The sequence below is a fragment of the Flavobacterium sp. ENC genome (assembly GCF_020991415.1).
In the GTDB taxonomy this organism is placed as follows: Bacteria; Bacteroidota; Bacteroidia; order Flavobacteriales; family Flavobacteriaceae; genus Flavobacterium.
Map to the genome: position 1 here is coordinate 233381 of NZ_JAJMOY010000004.1, position 21526 is coordinate 254906.

General features: G+C 37.1%; 15 protein-coding genes. 3 read left to right on the forward strand and 12 right to left on the reverse strand.

Annotation, left to right across the window (positions count from 1 at the left end; translation table 11 throughout):
• Positions 1-143: 143 nt before the first annotated feature.
• From LPB89_RS12475 to LPB89_RS12490, 4 genes are all read right to left on the reverse strand, one after another.
• Positions 144-1457, reverse strand: a complete 1314-nt coding sequence (locus LPB89_RS12475) for an APC family permease (protein WP_230702117.1) — start codon at positions 1455-1457, stop codon at positions 144-146.
• Between the two features lie 126 nt (positions 1458-1583).
• Positions 1584-3896, reverse strand: coding sequence for a TonB-dependent siderophore receptor (locus tag LPB89_RS12480; RefSeq protein ID WP_230702118.1), 2313 nt, complete (start codon positions 3894-3896; stop codon positions 1584-1586).
• A gap of 224 nt (positions 3897-4120) precedes the next feature.
• Positions 4121-4846 carry a DUF4198 domain-containing protein gene (locus LPB89_RS12485; protein ID WP_230702119.1) on the reverse strand — a complete coding sequence of 242 codons (726 nt, stop codon included), beginning with the start codon at positions 4844-4846 and terminating at the stop codon, positions 4121-4123.
• Between the two features lie 175 nt (positions 4847-5021).
• Positions 5022-7337 (reverse strand): TonB-dependent receptor, encoded by a 2316-nt coding sequence (locus LPB89_RS12490; protein ID WP_230702120.1) that lies wholly within the window; start codon positions 7335-7337, stop codon positions 5022-5024.
• Between the two features lie 160 nt (positions 7338-7497).
• Here LPB89_RS12490 and LPB89_RS12495 point away from each other — a divergent pair, with 160 nt between their 5' ends.
• Entirely contained in the window at positions 7498-8751 is a 1254-nt protein-coding gene (locus LPB89_RS12495; protein ID WP_230702121.1) for an MFS transporter, read from the forward strand.
• A 504-nt stretch (positions 8752-9255) separates the two neighbouring features.
• Here LPB89_RS12495 and LPB89_RS12500 read toward each other — a convergent pair.
• The 6 genes from LPB89_RS12500 to LPB89_RS12525 form a co-directional block, all read right to left on the reverse strand.
• Entirely contained in the window at positions 9256-9708 is a 453-nt protein-coding gene (locus LPB89_RS12500) for a hypothetical protein (protein ID WP_230702122.1), read from the reverse strand.
• 52 nt (positions 9709-9760) lie between these two features.
• Positions 9761-10240 (reverse strand): DUF6265 family protein, encoded by a 480-nt coding sequence (locus LPB89_RS12505; RefSeq protein ID WP_230702123.1) that lies wholly within the window; start codon positions 10238-10240, stop codon positions 9761-9763.
• A gap of 278 nt (positions 10241-10518) precedes the next feature.
• Positions 10519-12822: a type IA DNA topoisomerase gene (locus LPB89_RS12510; RefSeq protein WP_230702124.1), complete on the reverse strand. Its 2304-nt coding sequence runs from the start codon at positions 12820-12822 to the stop codon at positions 10519-10521.
• A 391-nt stretch (positions 12823-13213) separates the two neighbouring features.
• Entirely contained in the window at positions 13214-14374 is a 1161-nt protein-coding gene (locus tag LPB89_RS12515; RefSeq protein ID WP_230702125.1) for an NAD(P)/FAD-dependent oxidoreductase, read from the reverse strand.
• Between the two features lie 67 nt (positions 14375-14441).
• Positions 14442-15194, reverse strand: coding sequence for an AraC family transcriptional regulator (locus tag LPB89_RS12520; RefSeq protein ID WP_230702126.1), 753 nt, complete (start codon positions 15192-15194; stop codon positions 14442-14444).
• 67 nt (positions 15195-15261) lie between these two features.
• Entirely contained in the window at positions 15262-15822 is a 561-nt protein-coding gene (locus LPB89_RS12525; RefSeq protein ID WP_230702127.1) for a YdcF family protein, read from the reverse strand.
• A 463-nt stretch (positions 15823-16285) separates the two neighbouring features.
• On the opposite strand from LPB89_RS12525, the gene LPB89_RS12530 reads away from it, so the two are divergent.
• Entirely contained in the window at positions 16286-16588 is a 303-nt protein-coding gene (locus LPB89_RS12530) for a hypothetical protein (protein WP_230702128.1), read from the forward strand.
• A 90-nt stretch (positions 16589-16678) separates the two neighbouring features.
• Here the strand turns inward: LPB89_RS12530 and LPB89_RS12535 are convergent, their stop codons facing one another.
• A complete protein-coding gene (locus LPB89_RS12535; RefSeq protein ID WP_230702129.1) occupies positions 16679-17476 on the reverse strand; it encodes a PhzF family phenazine biosynthesis protein in 798 nt (265 codons plus the stop codon).
• 595 nt (positions 17477-18071) lie between these two features.
• Positions 18072-19496, reverse strand: coding sequence for a serine hydrolase (locus tag LPB89_RS12540; RefSeq protein WP_230702130.1), 1425 nt, complete (start codon positions 19494-19496; stop codon positions 18072-18074).
• Positions 19497-19877: 381 nt separating this feature from the next.
• Here LPB89_RS12540 and LPB89_RS12545 point away from each other — a divergent pair, with 381 nt between their 5' ends.
• Positions 19878-21521 carry a T6SS effector amidase Tae4 family protein gene (locus LPB89_RS12545; protein ID WP_230702131.1) on the forward strand — a complete coding sequence of 548 codons (1644 nt, stop codon included), beginning with the start codon at positions 19878-19880 and terminating at the stop codon, positions 21519-21521.
• The last annotated feature ends 5 nt before the right edge of the window (positions 21522-21526 follow it).

The following is a 21526-nucleotide window of genomic DNA, read 5'->3' on the forward strand; positions in this document are numbered from 1 at the left end:
GACGAAGGAGAAATCACATGTGCTAAATCCACATCGTACGTTGCGCTCCGGATGTGACTGACTTCGTCTGTTCGCTATACCCCGGTCCTTCGTCGAAATGACAATACTATCGGGTAAAAACGATTTTTAAATAGATATTGTGCTTATTTCCTTCTCTTCAAAATCAAAAACAAAGGATAAGAAATTAAGCTAATCACCACTATAACTCCGAAACCTTTAGGATCACTGTAAACAAAACCCACCAGAAGTGCAAGTGAAACAATAATAGCTAAAATCGTCAGCCAGGGATGGAATTTCGAACGATAAGGTCTTGGTAAATCAGGTTCTGATGTTCTTAATTTCAAAAGCGAAAAATAAGCCAGTCCCCAGACAATAACAGAGGTAAAGGCCGCAAATGAGAACAGGACTTCAAACGAACCGATACAAATTAAAAATAAACTGAATAAGGATGAAATTAATAGTGCAATTATCGGAGTTCCTCCTTTGTTTACTGTAGTTCCTTTTTCGATGAAAAAGCCATCTCTGCTTAATCCGAATAAGATTCTTGGCGGAATCATCATAAAAGCGTTCAAAATACTAATCAGTGAAAAAATAGAAATTACGATAACGATCGCAGCTCCGTTTTTTCCAAAAATAACGCTGGCCACTTCGGCAGCGGCCAAATTAGATTTAGCGATCGTTTCCAGAGATAAAACATGAAAAAAAGCAAGGTTCAGCAGCACATAAATAGCAATTACAAGTAAAACCCCGCTGTACAAAGAGCGTGGAATATTTTTACCCGGATCATCATTTTCCTCTGCAAAAAAGCAAACGCTGTTCCAGCCATTATAAGTTCCGATGATTAACTGAAGCGATTTGAAAATTCCAAATAATAACCCAATCTGAAAGAAAGAACTGTCTTTTTCTATCACAGGCACTTTCACGCCCGAATACATAAAACAGGCGACTACCAGGCACACAAAGCAAATCACCTTTATAAAACTTGTTATTTGCTGAAAGGCACTTCCGTTTTTGACACCGCTTAAGTGTAATAATACAAAAGCAACTAATAACGAAATAGCGATTACGGTCGAATAATTTCCCAAAAACGGAAATAAAATAATAATATATTCGCTGATTACAATACAATAAAAAGCGGGCGGAATGGCATTGGTAATATAATCAAACCAGCCTGATATAAAGCCGGCATAATCACCAAAGGCCTTTTTGATATAGTTGTAAGAACCTCCGGCTTTAGGAAGCATAGTAGCCAGCTCTGCATACGAGTTGGCACCTATTAAGACAAATAAACCACCAAAAAGCCACGAAGCAATAATGAGCCAGTAGTTATCTAATAATCCCGCAATCGTCCCCGGCGTTCGTAAAATTCCAACTCCGATGGTACCTCCGATTAATACAGCAATATTAAAACTTAGACCAAGTGTTTTCCTGAGTTGGTTCTTTTTGGAATCTGACATGTTTAAAGGTTTTGGTTTGATGGGCAAAAGTAAATATAATTAAAACACTTTCTTTTGTTAAAAGCAAAAACCTCATCTATTACTAAATGAGGTTTTGTATGCTTAAAGTAAATTGAATTCAGGTTTTTAGAATTTATAACGAAGGCTTGTCAAAATCTGACGAGGCGCTATCGGATTCACACTGTAATTTTCGTGCACCGTATAGTTTAATTCGTTTGTTATATTGGACAATTTACACAGGATAGAAAATTTTCTCCATTCGTAGCCCGCAGAAACATCAATAGTAGTATAACCTTCCAGTGGAATATCACGATCTCTGATGGTTACAATGTAAGCCGGATCCGGTTTTGGATTGGCAGGTGTTGGTTTAACGGCTGTCCATTGGTAATCATCATTCCATCCGCCTAAACGATCACCGATATAATTGCCTATTGCGCCAAAAGTTATCCCTTTTAACATTCCTTCGGGTACTTTGTAGAAGAAACTTAGATTAGCTGTATTTCTTGGTGTTCTTACCACACGATCTCCGGCAATAAAACTTCCGTTAGTGCCTGAAGTATTGGTGTAGCGCATATCGTTATAACTGTAACCGGCGCTTACCGCTAAGCCGTCTACAGGTTTTGCAGTCACATCAATTTCAATTCCTTTACTTTTGGTACTTCCTCCTAATATTTTTAAAGTAGTATCGGTGTTTAAACTTCCGTCTGCTTTGTTAGGGGCAGTTTGTGCTAAATTACTGTTCGTAATCTGGTAAACCGTTACGTTCGTACTTAATAATCCTTTTAAGAAATCGGTTTTGATACCAGCTTCATATTGGTCAATAATAGATGACTCTATAGGCTGTAAATCGACAGTTGTTCCGGTGTTCGGTGTAAAGGAACTTGAATAACTGCCAAATAAGGAAATTTCTTTGGTCGGCTGGTAGATTAATCCAACTTTTGGAGAAAAAGCGTTGTCCAGTTTTTTAGCACCAACAACAGGAGTTGTTTTTTCCGGTGCTGTCGTCTGAACTCCGGCAGTCAGTATTTCTTTATACGTAGTTACTTCTGCTTCCTGCCAGGACCAACGGATACCTGCCAGCACTTTTAATTTTTCGGTAATCGAAATTAAATCCTGGAAATAGACCCCAAAACGATTGGTTTCTGTTTTTGCAATCTGGGTAGCGCGGGCATTAGGAATATCATTTCTTTGTGTCGAAGGATCGAAATTGTAAAGATTGATTTTATCGTAAATACTTGGATCATATGTTTTTGGAGATCCGTCAGGATTTGTGGCAGTTACCAGAAACTTTTCATTAAAAGCATAGGTATAAGCCGTTGCAAACGAATTTTCCCAATCCGCTCCTGTGAAGACCTGATGTTTAACCGCTCCTGTATTAAAATTTCCCTGTAAGCTTAACTGGTCTCCCAATATTTGCTCTAAGTTTTTATTTTGAGTCAACCCTCTGTTCCAGTCGCCATTTTCTGTAACAGTAGATAATTGGGCTGTTGATTTTTGAGTTCTGTCGTAAGTCTGGAAAGAACTATTGAAATTAAGTTTCCAGTTTTTATTGAAATCATGGTTTAATAATGCAGAAGCACTGGCCGACTTGGTATTTCCATTAGACCAAAGAGATCCGAAAAATTCACTGCGCGGAATATCCAGGATTTTTTTTCCGACAATCCCCGTTCCGAAATCAGGAGTCCAGTCTGCAGTCAGGTAATCTCCCTGAACGGTAATTTGCGTTTTAGGGCTTACGGCAAAAAGCAAGGAAGGATTCACGTACAAACGCTCATTTTTCACCACATCCCTGAAACTTTCTGAGTTTTCATAAGAACCATTTATTCTAAAAGCAATAGATTTGCTAAGTGGCCCATAAAAATCAAAAGAAGGTTTGTAGAAAGCATAACTTCCCATTTGCATCGCAATTTCTCCTCCTTTTTTGAAGGATGGCGTTTTGGTTACCAGATTTAAAATTCCGCCCGGTGCCACATTTCCAAATAATAATGCAGAACCGCCTTTTAGAAATTCCACTTTTTCCAGGCCGGAAACATCAGGAATAGAACCGGCATTATAACGAAACCCATTTTTAAACATATTGTTGGCAGACATGTCATATCCTCTCGAGAAAAAAGATTCCTGAGCTCCGCCGCGGGCAGAACCTACGTAAACACCATTGGCGTTTTTGATAACTTCACTAAGACGAATCGCTTGCTGCTGTTCGATTACATCAGATCCGATCACTTGTATACTTTGCGGATTGTCCATTGGTTTTAAACCGGAGCGAACTGCTGTAACAGGTTTAGGCTCCCTGTTGGTTGTAATCAATACTTCGTTAAGGATTTCTCCTTTTTTGTTTTTTACGGTATCGTTTGCATGACCGGAATCATTGCTGGTATATTCCTGGCTATAGGAAGCCAGACTTAAAAATGAAAATGTGAAAAGTAAAATATATTTCATACTGTCTTATTTGGAATAAATAAAAATAATTGCCGCAAAAGTAATCCTGACTTTAGGTGATTGGAATTTATTTGTCTTAAGGTTGTCTTAAGATTGTCTTAAGAAAAACTAAAGATTAAGATTGTTTTTGCTCAACTTAAAGTAAATGAGTTGTTTATGAAATACGGGACTAATTCTACAAAATGTCCCGTATTTCAGTAAGTGAATGTTTTTTCTTTGAATATTTATTTAACTGTAATCAGGTAAGTAGCCATTTTCCAGATTTCGTCGTATTTTTTGCCATTATGTTCTCCGGCAGCTTTTTCGGTATAAGCAAATTCTACCATATAATTTCCCGGCCAGATTGGTGTAAATGAAATTTCTCCATTTTCATTACTCCACAATTCTTTTTCCCAACCATTAGGGGCAATAACTTTCATTTTTTGCTCTTTGGCTATCTTTCCTTCATATAAAGCATTCACATTAACTTTGGTTTTTTGTTTTGCTGTTATAACATCTTTGGAGAATAAACTGATAACGTTAGAATTTACGGCAGCGTCATTTCCTTTTGCTGTATTACCAACAGTAACTGTAGCACTTGAATTATAATCTAAAACCATAGTTCCGTAAACATCTTTTACTTTATGGTGCATGACAATGGTATAAACTCCGTCTTCATCAGGGGTAAAAAACGCCTGATATTTATTTTCTAAAGCCGTTGCAGTAAGTTTAATTTCTTTTTTTGATGGACTAATAACGACCAGCGAAAAATCTTTTAAATCAGAAAACCATTTATCAGCTTTTGTAATATCATTTTCAGAGAATTCCCCAAAGTACACTGAAATTTCCTGAGCCTTTCCTTTTGTTCCAGTTGCTTTAGTCTCGATCCAAAGGGCGTGAGCAAATAGTTGAGGACTTGCCACTAACATAAATAATAAAAAAGCGACTGATTTTAAAGTTTTAGATTTCATAAGATGAAGTTTAAATTTTTGGTATAATTATTTTTTTTACAAACTTAAGCCTTATTTAGAATAAATAAAAATAAAAAACAAAATTAACAGTAGTGTTTTACAATTATTCCTTTCTAAAAGCTTGTAACAGATAAACACCCCTGTTTTTGAGGCAGAGGTGTTTTCAATAAGTCTGTTAAAACTTTAATGTTAAGCTTGCCAGAAAGTTTAACGGAGCCTGTGGGACTCCATAAGCATCCCAATATTTTTTATCATTTAAATTATTTAATTTGACCCCAACTTTCCATTTGGGCTGGTCATAAAACAAAGCAGCATTGTAAACAGAGTAGGATGGAACGAAAAAGCCTTCATCGTCAAATTTGAATTGCTTGTCCACATAATTACCGCCAAATCCAAGTCCGAAACCTTTTAGTACATTTTGAAACTTATAAGACAGCCAGAAGTTGACTACATTTTCCGGAGCATTAGACGATTTCATTTCTCCGACAGCCGGATCTGAAGATTTTAACTGGTTGTCATTGTAAGCATAGCCGGCCATAATATTTAAACCTACCACAGGAGCTGCAATAATTTCAAAATCGAAACCTTTACTTACCTGTTTGCCATCCTGAAAACTATAACCGTCACCATCTGTTCGCAAAGCATTATCAATATTGATGCTGTAGTAACTGATGGTTGTGCTCAATTTTTTGTCAAAAGCTTCCACTTTGATACCGCCTTCATACTGATTGGCATAAATCGGATCTAAAATTAGCTGCGATTCATCAGGTTGTGATACCGGGGCAGCATTTTGAAAACCATTCATATAATTTCCAAATACCGAAACCTGATCTTCAATAACCTGATATACCAAACCTAATTTAGGAGACAAGGCAGTTTGATTATATCCTCCTGTTTCGCCTATTTTTTTCTGAACGAAATTATCCATACGAAGACTTAACATAGCAGAAAGACGATCCGTGAAATTAATAACATCAGAGGCATAGACACTAAAGGTATTTTCTTCCGGAACAGGATATACCACCTCTGATACTACTGCATCTACAGCTTTTCTGCTTATAACCTCATAAGGCTGTGTGATGTCAATATTATCCAGAATTCCTGTTGTGCCATAGGTAAAGGCTGTTTTTGTAAATCGGTAATTCGCACCCAGCAATAATTTGTGTTTGATGCTTCCGGTGGAAAATTCACCATTAATATTTTCCTGAAAATTGGTGTATTTGTTCACTACCGGTCCATAACGGGAGACGCTTCTGCTTACCTGTGTTGGCGAACTCCAGGACGTATAATATTGATAACTGTGATCTACATCTTCGTCTACGAAAGAAAAAAGAGTAGTAGATTTCCAATTGTCGGATAATTTATATTCAGCCTGAACAAAAACTTTTGAAGAAGAGGTTTGCGCATCGGCATAATCGTTGAATAACGTTTTTCTGTAATCCAGTTTTATATCGTTTGGATTTGTAATTCCGGCGCCATACGAGCGTGCATACATCGGGCGTGTATTGTTGGTGTTGTAGATTTCGCTGTCAAAACTTAAGGTCAGTTTGTCTGTTGCTTTGTAAATAAAGCTTGGAGCAAACAGAAATGTTTTATTAAAACCATAGTTCAGGAAACTATTTTCCGTACTCAGGGAGGCATTTAAACGGAACAATACTTTATTGTCGGATGTCAAAGGGGTGTTAATGTCCAGTGCAACACGGTTGAGCCCAAAACTTCCGCCGGTGTAGGCTATTTCGGTTTTTGTTGCCTCGAAAGGTTTTTTGGTCACCAGATTCACGACACCTCCAAATGAAGAAACCGAAGATCCGAACAAAGTCCCCGATGGTCCTTTCATGATTTCGATACGCTCGACATTGTCGACAGAAACGGAGCTTCTTCCGGAAACCGTTTCCATTCCGTTTCTCGCATTAATACCTGTGTTGAAACCTCTGAACGTAACTCCCAAACCTCCCGAAGGAAAAATAATGGGTACTACGCCGGGCGAGTTTTGCACGGCACTTTTAATATCTATTGCGATTTGTTCCTTTAAAACTTCTTTTGTTATAATATTATATACCTGTGGATTCTCCAGATTTTTTAAAGGCATGCGCGACACATAATCGGTTTTTTTGGAAATCATTTTATCATTGTTAATGATTACTTCCTTTAATTCCTTGTCCGAAACATTCAGTTGCAAATTAAGCGTTGTAGTTTCACTTTCAGTTACATTTACTTTCTGTTCTAAAGTTTCATACCCGGTCAGGGAAACCTGTAAAGTATACGAACCGGCCTTTACTTTGCTAAATTCAAAAGCACCATATTCATTGGCACTTGTACCATATTTTGAGTCTTTAAGAATTAGATTTACGTCAGATGCCGGTTTCCCGTCAGAGGTTGTGATGTTTCCTTTTATTTTCCCGTTGCTTTGTTGTCCCAGTGCTGTAAAGACTGAAAACAGCATACTGGCCAAAAGGAAATATCTGGAATGTTGTACTGTTTTTAATTTCATGGCGTTTAAAATTTGGTTTGTTTATAATTATTTAGATTGAATAAAAACAGTGCAAATGTAAAAAATAGTATTTCCTTACCAAACATTATTTCATTTGATTTGAGATACTTTTTGTGATATTTGGGTAAACTTTTTTTGAAATTTGTCAACGGGAGGTTAAATGACCTGTAATTATGACATTATAAAAAAGGTAAAAAGGGTAGAAATTACACTTCAAAACCTTAATTTTGCGGCATTAAATGAAACCGTCCTCATGATTTTACCTTTTTTTAAAAAAATACAAAACACACCCCGAGGATTCCGTATAGCAAACACCGTATTTTTTTTCCTCTCCGGATTTGGATACTCTTCCTGGGTATCAAGAATCCCGCACATACAGGCACAGCTGCATTTATCTGAAGCTGAATTTGGCGCTGTGTTATTTGCCTTTCCGATTGGTTTAATGCTGACCATGCCGTTTACAGGAATGTTACTCAATAAATACAGCAGCCGTTATATCATGCTGATAGGGGCAATCATGTTTAATATAGTCCTGTCTTTACCCGGTTTGGCTGCTTTCGTATGGCAGTTGGTTTTCATCCTTTTGATTTTTGGAGCTTCCCGAAATATTTTCAATTTATCAATTAACGCACAATCCCTTGAAGTTCAGAAATTATATCCAAAATCTATCATCACCCGTTTTCACGCGGTTTGGAGTATTGCGGTTTTTTCAGGAGCAGGTTTAGGGTATATCATGGTAACGCAGCATATTGCGCCATCCCATCATTTATTGGGAGTAAGTATTTTTATGCTGGGTCTTACGGCTTGTTTTTATCCGTTGAGTATTCATAATAATCCGGTACCGGTTAAAAAGAAGTTCTTTTCGATGCCGGAAAAAAACCTGGTCAAGTTTGCCCTGATTTGTTTTGTTTCTATGGCTTGTGAAAATACGATGTACGACTGGAGCGGTATCTATTTTGAAAATATTCTGCATGCTTCTCCAAAGTTAACGAGTGCTGCATTTGTATTTTTTGCAACCGCAGTGACCTTAGGGCGTTTGTTTGGAGACTACGGAGTGATGAAATTTGGTACGAAACGAATTCTTTTTTACAGCGGTATTTTTATCACTTTAGGATTTTCCATTTGTTTTCTTGTTCCGTACGTGTATCCCACTATTTTTGGGTATGTCTTAATCGGATTTGGGGTTTCCTGCGTGGTTCCGTTAGTGTTTAGCATTGCCGGAAGATCATCAAAATTGAGCAGCGGTTCTGCTTTAACCTCTATTTCTACTATTGGTTATCTTGGTTTTTTACTTGTTCCGCCAATGGTGGGATTTATATCTGAATATTTAAGTATGAAATGGGCCTTTTTAGTAATGGCACTTTTAGGCATACTAATGATTGTAATGGTTAATAAGATCGGAGAGAAGGAGTAGGCTTTTTTAAGCTGCTGAGGCGCTAAGTTGCTGAGGGGCTAAGTTTTATTTTGAATTTCAGCAAGATAATTTTTCCATTTTTGCTTTTCAACTATATAGGAATACTGAAATTTTTTTTCATAGATTCTTATTTTATCTTTGAATTCAAGAGTATCGGCATAGAAAAAGTCAAGTTCTTCTTTTTATTAAAAAAATGAATAGAATAAATGGCCTCGGGACAACAGCAATATCCTGTTTTTTCTGCATTTATAAATACATTATCAAAATCTATGACTTGTCGTTTACTTGCTGTTTTAAATTCTTTTTTTGAAATAAATGACTCAACATCAGAAGACCTTTTTTTGGTAATTGTAGTATCGTAAAGTTTGATGATTAATTGGGTACTATTTGATTTAGTTGTGTTGAATGAAAAATTATCCAAAACGTTTTCAACACTATTTTGGTTTTTATTGCTGCAACTTAAGAGTAGAAATAGTTGAATTAGAAAAAAGAGTCTTTTCATTTTTAGTTGTCTTCACTAATAGTTTCCGTATGATATTCAAAAAAGTAGCTGAAGATCATTAGAATTGGAAGAGCAAGCCAGGCTGTAAAAGCTAATTCAATTCCATTTTGACCATCCGAAACATAACATAAAGTATTTGCTTTGGTAAAAAAGATACTTAAGGCAGTTTGTATAAAAATATATTCAAACAGATTGAAGAAAATTAAATTGGTTCTTAATTGTTTGTAGTATGCCTTTTCTTTTTTCTTTAAATTTTTAAAAAATAAAATTGGTAAAACAATCATTCCAATCCAGGAGAAGAGCCAGAATATTTGCCAGGCATTTGAACATTCAACTCCTAACTTCGTCAAAATCATTTGAAGACCAACTAAAAAAATTGCTGTAAATCCCGGAATAATAAAGCCTACAACACAAAAGAGCATTGTAGATTTTATATAATTGTACTTGTATTTCAAATTATGGCTGTTTTATGTATTCGCTACATTTTACTTTTTCACAAAAATCAGCTTACTTCTTCACCATAATAAATCGTTCCGTAGTCAGTTTTCCCTGCAGTTTTCCCGTAACCTCAGCTGTCATACTATTATTCGCACCTTTGGTGTAAGTGATTTTCTGAGGATAATCATGCTGTGGATTTTCGAAAACCAATTTAGTTTCAGTTTCGCTGGTAGAAGGAAAATCAATGGCCTTGTCATTGTTTTGCCCGTTTACTGTCGCGCTGTACGTCAGCTTTTCGCCTTTTTGAGACAAGACTATCTTTTCAAAATGCAAAGTATCTTTTCCTTTTATAAAATAAGAAGTCGCACTGAAAGTACTATCGTTTACTTTTTGCCAGTTTTCTATCAGCAAGCCGTCAGGTGATTTGTTTTCCCAGTTCCCGATCAGCCAATCTGCTATTTTGATTTTATCTTTTTCAACAGATTCCTTTTTCTGACACGAAAAAACAACAACTGCTAAAAGCATTAAAAGTGTAATTTTTTGAAACATAGGATTAGGTATTTGATGTTACAGTGATTATGCTAATTTATAAAAAAATAGAATAGTCTGCTTTAAAAAAAGTTAGCCACGAATTTCACGAATTTTCGCGAATTTATTTATGCAAATATAATACGAAAATATGCCACTCCCGATAGCTATCGGGATGGAAGATTAAAATGATTTTAATATGCTTTTTGCGTATCTGCTATTAAAAATAATTCGTGAAGATTCGTGTAATTAGTGGCAAAAAAAAATCTTGTTAATCCTATAATCTGTGGCAAAAAAAATTAAACACTTTCATTCAAAATGGAATACACCAGTTCTTTTGTTGGCTTTTGGTCATTTAGTTTCGCGCGTACGGCATCAAAAGTGACTTTAAAATCGCAGCCCAGTTTATAATCACCACAGCCATAAGCAGTTTTTCCTTTCAGGATTGTTCCTTTTTTGCATTTCGGACAAATTAATACATCTGTTGTAGTCTCTGCTTTTGCTTTTGGAGCTGTTTTTTTAGGCTCTAATTTGAGTTTGTAATTCTCTTCAAAACGTATCAGGCCTTCTACAGTGCCGGCATCGGTTTTAAAACCTTTAATATTGACGGTTGATCCTTTTTGAACCAGTCTTAAATACTGATTTTCCGATATTTTTTTGTCGGCAAAAGTATACGGCAAAAGAAAATCACAACCCGCTTTATAATTGCCGCATCCGTAGGCAGATTTTCCTTTTACCAGCGTGGCTTTTTTACATTTCGGACAGGTTTCGGCCAAAATCCCTGCTGCTTTCTTTTTTTCTGTTTTTACAACTTCCTTCTCAGTAGTGGCTGCATGCGAAATATTAGCATGCCTGGTTTCGCTTCGAACTTCGTACACCAACGCTTCCACCATTCGCTTCATGTTCCGGATAAAGGCGGCTGCGGTAAAGGTTCCTTTTTCAATATCTTTCAGTTGTTTCTCCCAGGAACCTGTCAATTCAGCCGATTTGATCAATTCGTTCTGAATGGTTTCTATCAGCTGGATTCCCGTTGGCGTTGGCAATACCTGTTTTTTGTTTCGAACAATATACTGACGCTTAAAAAGGGTTTCGATAATATTTGCACGCGTTGACGGACGCCCGATACCGTTTTCTTTCATCAGTTCGCGCAAATCTTCGTCATCAACCTGTTTTCCCGCAGTTTCCATAGCACGCAGTAAAGTCGCTTCGGTAAACTGATTGGGTGGTTTCGTTTCTTTCTCTAAAAACGAAGGTTCGTGTGGCCCTTTTTCGCCCACCACAAAACTAGGTAACAAATCAGCTTCTTTTTCTTTGGCATTCGGATCTTCAAAAACAATTCTCCATCCCTTTTTCAGGATTTCCTTTCCGGTAGTTTTAAACATCACGTCGGCCGCTTTTCCTACTACCGTTGTATTGGCAACCAGACAGTCGTCATAAAAAACAGCAATAAAGCGTTTTGTGATAATATCATACACCTGCTGCTGATTGTATTGCAGATTGCTTTGTACCCCTGTTGGAATAATCGCATGGTGGTCGGTCACTTTTTTATCATTGAAAACCTTAGGCGATTTTTTGATCTTTTTTTCTAAAACAGGCTGCGTTAAAGCGGCATAATCCGTTAGTTTTTGCAAGATGCCCTGTACTTTCGGATAAATATCGTTGGGTAAAAAAGTAGTATCCACTCTGGGATAGGTAATTACTTTTTGTTCGTATAACGTTTGGGCAATTTTAAGCGTCTCATCTGCCGAAAATCCGAATTTTATATTGCAAAACACCTGTAATCCCGTCAGGTCAAACAGCTTTGGCGCAAATTCATTCCCGTTCTTTTTTTCGACGGATACGATTTCAAATTCACTTTCCTTGACTTTATTCGCCAGAAGCTCACCGTCTTCTTTTTTCAAAAAGCGGCCTTCCTCATAACTAAAAAGCGTTTCCCGATATAAGGTTTGCAGTTCCCAGTAGGGTTGGGGTTTAAAATTTTCGATTTCCTTAAAACGATCGACTACCATGGCCAGTGTTGGCGTTTGCACGCGGCCAATAGACAATACCTGTTTGTAACCGCCATGTTTTACAGTATACAAACGCGTGGCATTCATTCCCAATAACCAGTCGCCAATCGCTCTGGAAAAACCGGCGTAGAATAAATTATCGTAATTGGCAGAAGGTTTTAAGTTTTCAAAACCTTCTTTTATGGCTTCTGTAGTCAGGGAGGAAATCCATAAGCGCTGCACTTCGCCTTTGTAATGCGCTTCGTTCATCACCCAACGCTGAATGAGTTCTCCTTCCTGTCCGGCATCCCCGCAGTTTATGACTACTTCGGCTTTGTCAAAGAGGCTTTTTATAATTTTAAATTGCTTTTCGATTCCTGCATTCTGCACCACTTTGGTTTCGAATTTTTCAGGAAGCATGGGCAGGTTGTTCAGATCCCAGCTTTTCCAGTGGGGTTTGTAGTCATTGGGTTCTTTTAGGGTACATAGATGGCCAAAAGTATAGGTCACGGCATAACCGTTGCCTTCGTAATAGCCATCGTGTTTGGTATTGGCGCCCAAAACAGATGCGATTTCACGTGCTACACTTGGTTTCTCAGCAATACAGACCTTCATTTTCTCTTTCTAATTTAAAAGCGAAATTAGGGATTTTGAAATTGGTATTGAAATTAGAAAGGGACAAAGATGCTAAGAGGCAGAGATTCAAAGGTTTATTTTTTTTGCACAGAGTTACGAAGTTGTTTGTTTGTTTGTTAAATCTTTACTTTGCGACTTAGCGCCTTTGCGTGAAAATTTATTATTGATGTAGAAAAGTAAAAAAATAATCACGCAAAGGCGCCAAGTCGCAAAGTTTTTTTAAAATTTTAGACTTGGCGTCTTTGCGACTTTGCGTGAAAATTTCGCATTGATGTTGAAAAAAAATAATCACAAAAAAAACACAACGTTTTTCTCAGAACCTCAGAATCTCAGAACCTCAGTAACTTAGGACCTTAGTAGCTCAGCAACGCTACTCTCCGCCAAAGAAGCCCAACATTGTTTGCAATGCATCTTTGGAATGCATTTTCTCACCATTTTCCAGTGATTCCTGTGCTGCTTTTGCGGCTCTTTCGCGCATTTTGTTTTCGTAGGCTGCAATAGCTTCCGGTATGGTTTTATATTGATTAGAAGTAAGATAGTCACTTAACTCCAGAGCATCAAGCATGGCCATATTGGCACCTTCACCTGCAAAAGGAGGCATGACATGTGCGGCATCACCAATGATGGTAACATTTGGCAAAGGTGCCCAGGTCTGATCTAAAGGGATCGAATAAATGGGACGTGGAATAAAAGGTACTGACACATTTTCGAATAATTCGTACCACATACTGCTCCATTCCGGATATTCCTTTTTAAACCATTCTAATATCTGTGTTGGATTAGTATAGTCAAGGCCACTTTTTGCTGCCCATTGTTCATCGGTTTTAAAGCTGGCGTAGAACCCAAGGGCATCTTCGGCTTTTTGTCCCATCAGGATATTTTTGGTATCGCCGAATGCCATTATTTTACCGCCATTGAGTAAGGAATGGATATGAGGTGCTGCTTTTTTAGATTCGTAAATCGTCCCTTCAAGCATCGTTATACCGGAATAGAAAGGTTTAATATCGGTGATGTACGGGCGTATTTTAGAATTGGCACCATCAGAACCAATTACAATATCAGCGTAGACTGAGGTACCGTTTTTGAAATGCAGTAACCAGCCCTCATTTTGTGGCTCCATCGAAAGAAAATGACTGTCCCATACGATGGTTTCAGGTTGTAAGGATTCTAATAGCATTTTTCGCAGTACACCACGATCGATTTCAGGTCTGAAATAAGTATTGCCAAAATCTTCCTCACGGTTGGTGTCGTGATCACTCAGGTGTATCGTGGCATTTTCGTCCAGGATCAGTGTCTTATCTGCACCCGGGATAAAATTGGTTTTAAATTCTTCAAATAAATGGGCTTTGTGAATCGCTGCCAAACCCGATTCCTCATGCATGTCCAGCGGCGAACCCTGCACTCTCGCATTTTTATTCAAATCTCTTTCATATACTTTTACATTTGCATTTTGCAATTGCAAAAGTCTGGCTAATGTAAGTCCGCCGGGACCTCCGCCCACAATGGCAACTTGTTTATTTTCTAGTAACATTTTCGTCTGATTTTTAGATTAATTTTATTTCCGTCCGGCTTACTTGCTTGCGAACGGGACAAAATTATTACTCTTTCAGGACGGTTAATAGTATAAATCGGTCATCTTTATTTTTTAATAATTCGCTGGGCACTACACCGGAGAATTTCTTGATTTCCTTAATGAAGTGCGTCTGATCGGTGAAGTTAAGCTCCGGAAAAAGCCTGCCTTGTGCGATATGTCCCAGGGACGCCTTGAACCGTAAAATTTTGCAGAATGCATTGAGCGAAAGCCCGAATTGTTTATTGAAATACCGGTTGATCTGCCTGCTGCTCCATTCGATTCTTTGGGAGAGCTCCTGTACTTTGATTTCGCCATTGGAAGTATAAATCAAATCGAAAAGCCTGCGTTTCCTTTCGTCAATTGCTGCAGGTAAAAGTGCGTTTAGTTTGAGTAGTATTTTTTGATGAAAAGCATCGAAATCCTTTAAATCAGCTGCGGTGATGCCCCAAAAATCGGGAGGTAAATATTTTGCACTGTTCAAAAGTTCGGCAATAGAAGTATTTAAGAGATATTCGACCCCCAGCGGTTTAAAACTGACTTTAAAGGCAAGTGTGTGTGGCGGAATGCTTTGTTGCTCCGGAACGGTTTCCAGACCTATAAGGGCAATACGAAAAGGTTCAGCTTCTGATTCTAAAAAGAACAAATCAACCCTTGCATCGGGCATTAGGATAACTTCTTTTGCTTTATCTGACTGGTTATGAATCATTCCAATATTTTCCACAAAGTCAGCTAGTGGCTGCTCCGGCAGGATAAATTTGTAATAGAAGTCTTTGTTCATTTCAATACAGATTTAGCCACTAAGGTACAAAGAGACTAAGTTATTTAGTATTTGCAACAGGATTTTTTTATTGTGTATAATATCCGGCAAATTCCCGCAGGATGGAATAAAGATCTTTAAATTCAAAATAATTCGGACTTACACTACTGACATTCTGAAAGCCACGTTCTTTAAATAACATTTTTGTTCGTGTGACATGAAAATATTGGGAGACCACAAGTATACTTTCAAAATGCAGGCTGTCTTTTAGTTTAAGGGTATTGTCTACCGTCGCACGCGTATTATTGCCCAGATTGTCCACAATTACAACCGAATCAGGAACTTTATTAGCCATTAAAAATGCTTTCATTTTATCCCCTTCATAATATCCTTCTTTCCCTAAACCGCCGCTTACGATTATTTTTTTCACGCGATGATTTCGGTACAGGTTTAGGCCGCATTCCAGACGTTTTTCCAGACGTTCCGAAAGCGTTCCGTCTTCGTTGACCTTATTGCCCAGAATAACCGCAATATCTGCTTTTTTCCCGCTATCGCTCAAACCATCAATGGTACTATAGAGAATATGTCCAAAAAACCATAGCAGGAATAGGGTGAGGAGTACTTTAAATAATGACTTTCGGTTTTTCATAAAATGAGTTAGAATGTTTTGCGCATTGGAATGAAGAAAAGTTTGTTTTTTTACGAAAGTAGTAAGATTATACTTTTTTTAATTTAGCTAGCTAAAATATATCATTATATCCTAGCAAATTTCCTATTGAAATACTACAAAAAACAAGACCGACAATGATCAGCATTATGAAGCCAAAATAATTAGAATTGTTTTTTAGAACAATTTTCATGGCCATTATCGAGATTTTAAGTCGTACAAAATAAAAATAATGGTTGTAAAACTTCTGTTGTAAAATTTAAAAAAAAAACAAATAAAGTTCGACAACGCTATGTGAAAGTGAAAATAAAATCAAACCTCACACAGCTTTCAATATCGGTTGAATACAATCAGTTGCATACAACCAGTTCTATACAATCACCTAAAATTAATCTGTTACTTGTAATTTCGTTTCCATCAAAAAAATCAATTAAAAATTAAAACCATGGAAGAGAAAGAACACAAAGTAGTAACAGAATTTTTAGAATTAATGACTAAAATTAATTTTTTCACAAGATTAAAACCGGAGAATCGTATTGACAATTCGTTTAGTGTAACCCTAAAAGTATCGTCTTATAATGAATTACAACTAATGATTTCAGATCTTCTAAAAGCAAGTATTATGGTGCTTCAGGATAACGGCACTGATATAAATGCCATGACTTTAGTTGAAATTGCTTTCCAATTGCTGCCGCAGGATGAAATGGGTTTACTGGATGATTTACACAAAATTCATCTGAAGGCTTGATAAACCAATGATGTTGTATGAAGTCTCCCCACTTCATACATCTATCACTTTGGACTTTTTTAAAGATAAAAACTTCGCAAATCGCGAGATTTATAAAATAAACTCACCCTCTAAAACAATCACAGCTTCGCCTAAAATAGAAACCTTGTCCTGTAAAAGTTCGGTACTCATGGTTCCGGTTCGTAAGGAAGACTGATACGCCCGAAGTTTTGTTTTATTGAGTTTGGTGGCCCAGTATTTGGTCAAAAAGGTCTGAATACCGCCTGTTACCGGATCTTCGTTTGTTCCTGCCCAGGGCCAGAAATAGCGGTAGTGAAAATCAAAATCGGTGCTATCTGAAGCTGCGGTTACCAGTACGCCGCTTATTCCGGTGTGCGAATTTATCAATGCCGTAAAATCGGGTTTTAAATCGGCCAGTTCGTGGGCGCTTTCGATTTCGATCAGGATTATTTTATTGTTGGGACTGTATCGTAGAGATATGGTTTCAGAAATACCCAGAGCATCCAGCATTTTTTGGGGTACAACTGTCTCTTCGGTGTCATAAACCGGAAAAAACATTTTGATTTTCTGGTCTTCTTTTTCAATCGCCAATTCCACATTGTCATAGTTGATAAACGTTATGCTGTCCAGCGAAGTGGTGCTGAAAACAATCTTAGAAGAAGCCAGCGTCGCATGCCCGCACAACGGAATCTCCGTCTTTGGACTAAAAAACCTGATGCTGTATGTATTGTCCGTTAGTGGTTTGATAAAAGCAGTTTCCGAAAAGCCAATTTCAGCCGCAATGCTTTGCATCTCAGCCGCATCTAAATCGGTCTCCGGAAGACAAACCGCTGCGGGATTGCCTTTGTATTTTTGATTGGTAAACGAGTCAACAAAATAGGTTTTCATTCTTTTTTATGTTCTGGGTTTAGAGTTACTAAAAGTAGGAATGTTAAATGAATTTATTGAAGTTTTTTTTTTGCTGTGCGAAGTCTCCTGACTTCGCACCCGCTTCTATATTCCGTTTAGAATAGTTTGGTTTTTCTGGTGGCTTATTGCAGTGGTTACAAGGTTCGGAGATTTGGTGGAAGCGGGACTGTATTACAAATTATTTTTAAAGGTCAAATTTTTTCTGTTTAATTTGAAATACAACTTCCCATGCTATGAGGGAAGAAATGGCATCACTGTATAAAGAAATTTCAATTGCTTCCCATCCTAATTTTAAATTCAATACTATAATTACTGATAAAATTCCAATCGACGTAATGAAAAAAGCGGCTATAAAATTATAGAACTTGTTAGGGAATTTTAAAAAGATGAAAGCAAACAACAAATTTATACCAAACAACAATGTTGAAAGTACATAAAACCAGTAATCGTCATACTTCATGAAAATCTGCTGACTAATTCCTGGAATAAAAAGGTATATAATTAACAGAATCAGATATATAAATAATCTTTTCAGCATAAGTTTTGGGTTAGCATAGTTCTCGCAAAGCAGTCACTATTTTAGTTTCATAAATTTGACATTTGTTGCTCCAAAATTTGTAATGCTTAAGGCTGTGATTTGGTTTTTCTTGTTTCTTTGAAAACTTACTTCCGCAGAAAATGTAATGGCTCCCGAAAATTTATCTTTCTCTACTTCAGTCAGCACAACATCACTTAACCGGTTATGGGTCATGGTCAGCTTTCCATCAATAACTCTGAGGTTAAAAAGGGAGGATAAATCATTATTCTGAAATGTCCCTTCAAAGTCTTTTAGATTGGTATTAGAAGGTTTTGGTTTTTCTTCGGCTTTCTGTTCAGTTGCAGCTACTTTTTCTCTCTTTTTAAACTGATCAGCCAAATAAAATTCGGCAATATCCATTCCGGCTTTATAGGCTACAAAATTTTCATCATTGCTCAAAAGTATAATCGATAATTTACGGTCCTGAAAACGACCCAGATAAGCTTTAAAACCCGCATCACTTCCGGTATGGTTGTATACGGTAAGGCCTTTGTAATTTCGTATAAACTGACCTTTTGCGTGGTAAATCGTTTCGCCGTCCCGTACTGCCAGTATCGTTGGTTTTCCATCATCTAAGAGGGATTGCTCATTAAAACGTTTAATAAAATCGGCATTGCCTAAGGTAGGATTTTCAAAACTAGTCGTCCATTTGCTTAAATCTTCTACGGTTGTATAAACATTTGTAGGCCCGGGAGAAGAACTGTTGAGGTTTCTTTTGCTATATAATCCGTTTTCACTGCCGTACGAATAGGCCCTGTTCTTCACTATTTTTTCGTTATCGTCATATATTAAGGTGTTTTCCATGCCAAGCGGATCGAAAATATTTTCTTTTGCAAAGGAACCAAAACTTTTTCCTGAAACTCTTTTTACAATTTCGGCCAATAATGTAAATCCTGAATTGCTGTATTTAAATTGGCTTCCGGGTTCGAAATTCAGTTCTTTTTGATTGCAGATTATTTTCATTACCTGCTCGGAAGTAATGACGTCATCCATTCTCCAGCCCGCTAATGTCAACAGAGACCACTGGTCTTTTAACCCGCTGGTGTGCGAGCATAAATGTCTGATGGTTATCGTTTTTCCATAAACCGGCAACTCGGGAAGGTATTTTCGGATATCATCATCCAATGCGATTTTGCCCTGTTGCTCTAACAGGTAAATGGCGAAAGTGGTAAATTGTTTGGAAACGGAACCGACATTAAAAATAGTTTTTGATGTAATCGGTATGTCGTATTCGAGGTTGGCCATTCCATATCCTTTTTTAAAAATAAGGGCTCCGTCCTTAACAATACCAACGGCGACACCGGCAGTTTTGGAGTTATACTTAGAAAATAAGGAATCGATTCTTTTTTCCGGAGTTGTTTGTGCTGCTAAGCTGCTGGCGAAAAAAAGACAGATTAGGATAAATTTAGTGAGGTACTTCATTTTGATTGATTTGATTGATGTTACAACTATTCTTATTTATCAGTCCGGAATATTATTTCCGTGATTTTGAGCGGTTATGAATAGAGGCAGCCCAAATGTATAATTTTAAGATAAAGTTTACAAATACAAAATCAACTTTAAATTTAGAGGATGAAATCTGAATTTCGTAAAAACCAACTTTTATATAGATTTAATGGAGAATAATAATAGTAGCTAAACTTCTAAAAAGCCTCTGAAGTAAAGTGTTTTACAGTTTATAACAGCCTGATTTATTTTTTATAAAAAAAATACAGCCGCATTTTGTTTGTAGCTTTTTTTTTATAAATTAGCCGGAAATATATCCCCCTATAAGCCAAATTTGTAATTTATAAAACCATTTATATGCCAACCCAAAAAATCATCCCGTTTATTAAAACAGTGGTGTTTGCCATTGTATTAAGTCTGTCAGGCTGCAGCAGCGAGTCAGAGCTAACAGAAAATACCGATCAAAAAGGGGCAGTAATGCTTCATAAAAATTATGAATTCCTTAGATCCAGGGAATCGCTTTTTAAGGTGATCACCAACTCAGAAACTCAAAAATCAACTTCCAAAAGAACCGTTCAGGCTTTGGATTTTAAAATCTTTACCGACAGGCTGACCTATGTAAAAAATGATAAACAAGCCAAAGAGTCTTTTACATTTTATATCGAGCGAAATGATTATTCACCCGCCAGCAACACGATCGAAAATCTAATCCTGACCAAACGATTTAACGAAGAGGAATACAAAGCGTACATTATTACCTATTTCTTTCCTGACGGGATCGCGAGTGAGCATAAAAATTTTAAGGTTACCGGATTTAAAGCCGTAAACAGCGAAACCTTTTCTTTTAACAACCTGACTTCTAAATCGGCCTGTGAAAATACGTATGAATATATGGTCATTGAAACTGCACATAAATGTTACAGCGGAAACCATTCCGGAGCTTCTGAAGCAGCCAATTGTGAGGGTAAAGGTTCTTTGCCTTATTCGACTTATCAGGTAGTTGCTTACCAAATTGCCTCTTGCGGAGAGAGCATGGGTGGCGGTGGCATGGGCGGAGACCAAAGTGGTGCCGGAGGTGGCGGCAGCAGCACTCCGGGAAGCGGCGGCAGTGGCCCGGTGGATACCGGAATTTCTTTGCCTCCTTCCTGTCAGTCTTTAGATTGTGAGGTGCCGATACTGGCCAACGACATCAACGTATTATTAGGAAATACACTTAATTTTGAACAATTAACCTTTTTATTCAACAACGATAACATTGCTACGGAAGTAAAAAATTACCTGGATCAGAATACTAATGCTGCGGCGAAAAAATTTGGTATTTGGGCAATTAATTATTTCATTAACAATCCATCTGTAACATTCGAACAATTTAAAAATCGATTCATGGGTAGTTCAGAAGGAAATGATGGAACATATGATCCTGTATTTTGGGAGAACCCTAATTTGACTTTTCCAAAACAAAATCTACCTAAATGGTCAGATTTTAGCTCAAATTTTCCCTATGATTCTGATCCTAAATACGATACTCCTCAAAAAATGTATAATTCAATAGGAGGTGATGTTGCCTCTTTATATTCAGGACCTAAAACTAATACCTGTGCTATACGTTTATCAAAAGCATTAAATTATTCTGGTGTAATAATACCCAATTTACCTGGTAAAACTTTTAAGGGAGCAGATAATAAATTTTATTTTAAAGCTGCTTATGAAATTAATTTATGGATGAGAGCAACTTTTGGCACTAACCCTGCCTCAACGATAAATCCTAAAACACCTTACAATCCCAATCATTCTCAATATTCAGAAGCAGATGCTGGTACTAATGGTGTAAATTTGCCCAGATTATTATTAGGAAAAAAAGGAATATACTCTATTTACTCAAGTAATTTTAACTGGGCAACAGGACATGCTGATTTACTAAAAAGTGATGCTACTTGCGGAAATGAATGTCATTTTTATGACGCCCCTATTTATAGATTAGATATATGGATTTTAAATTAAAAATT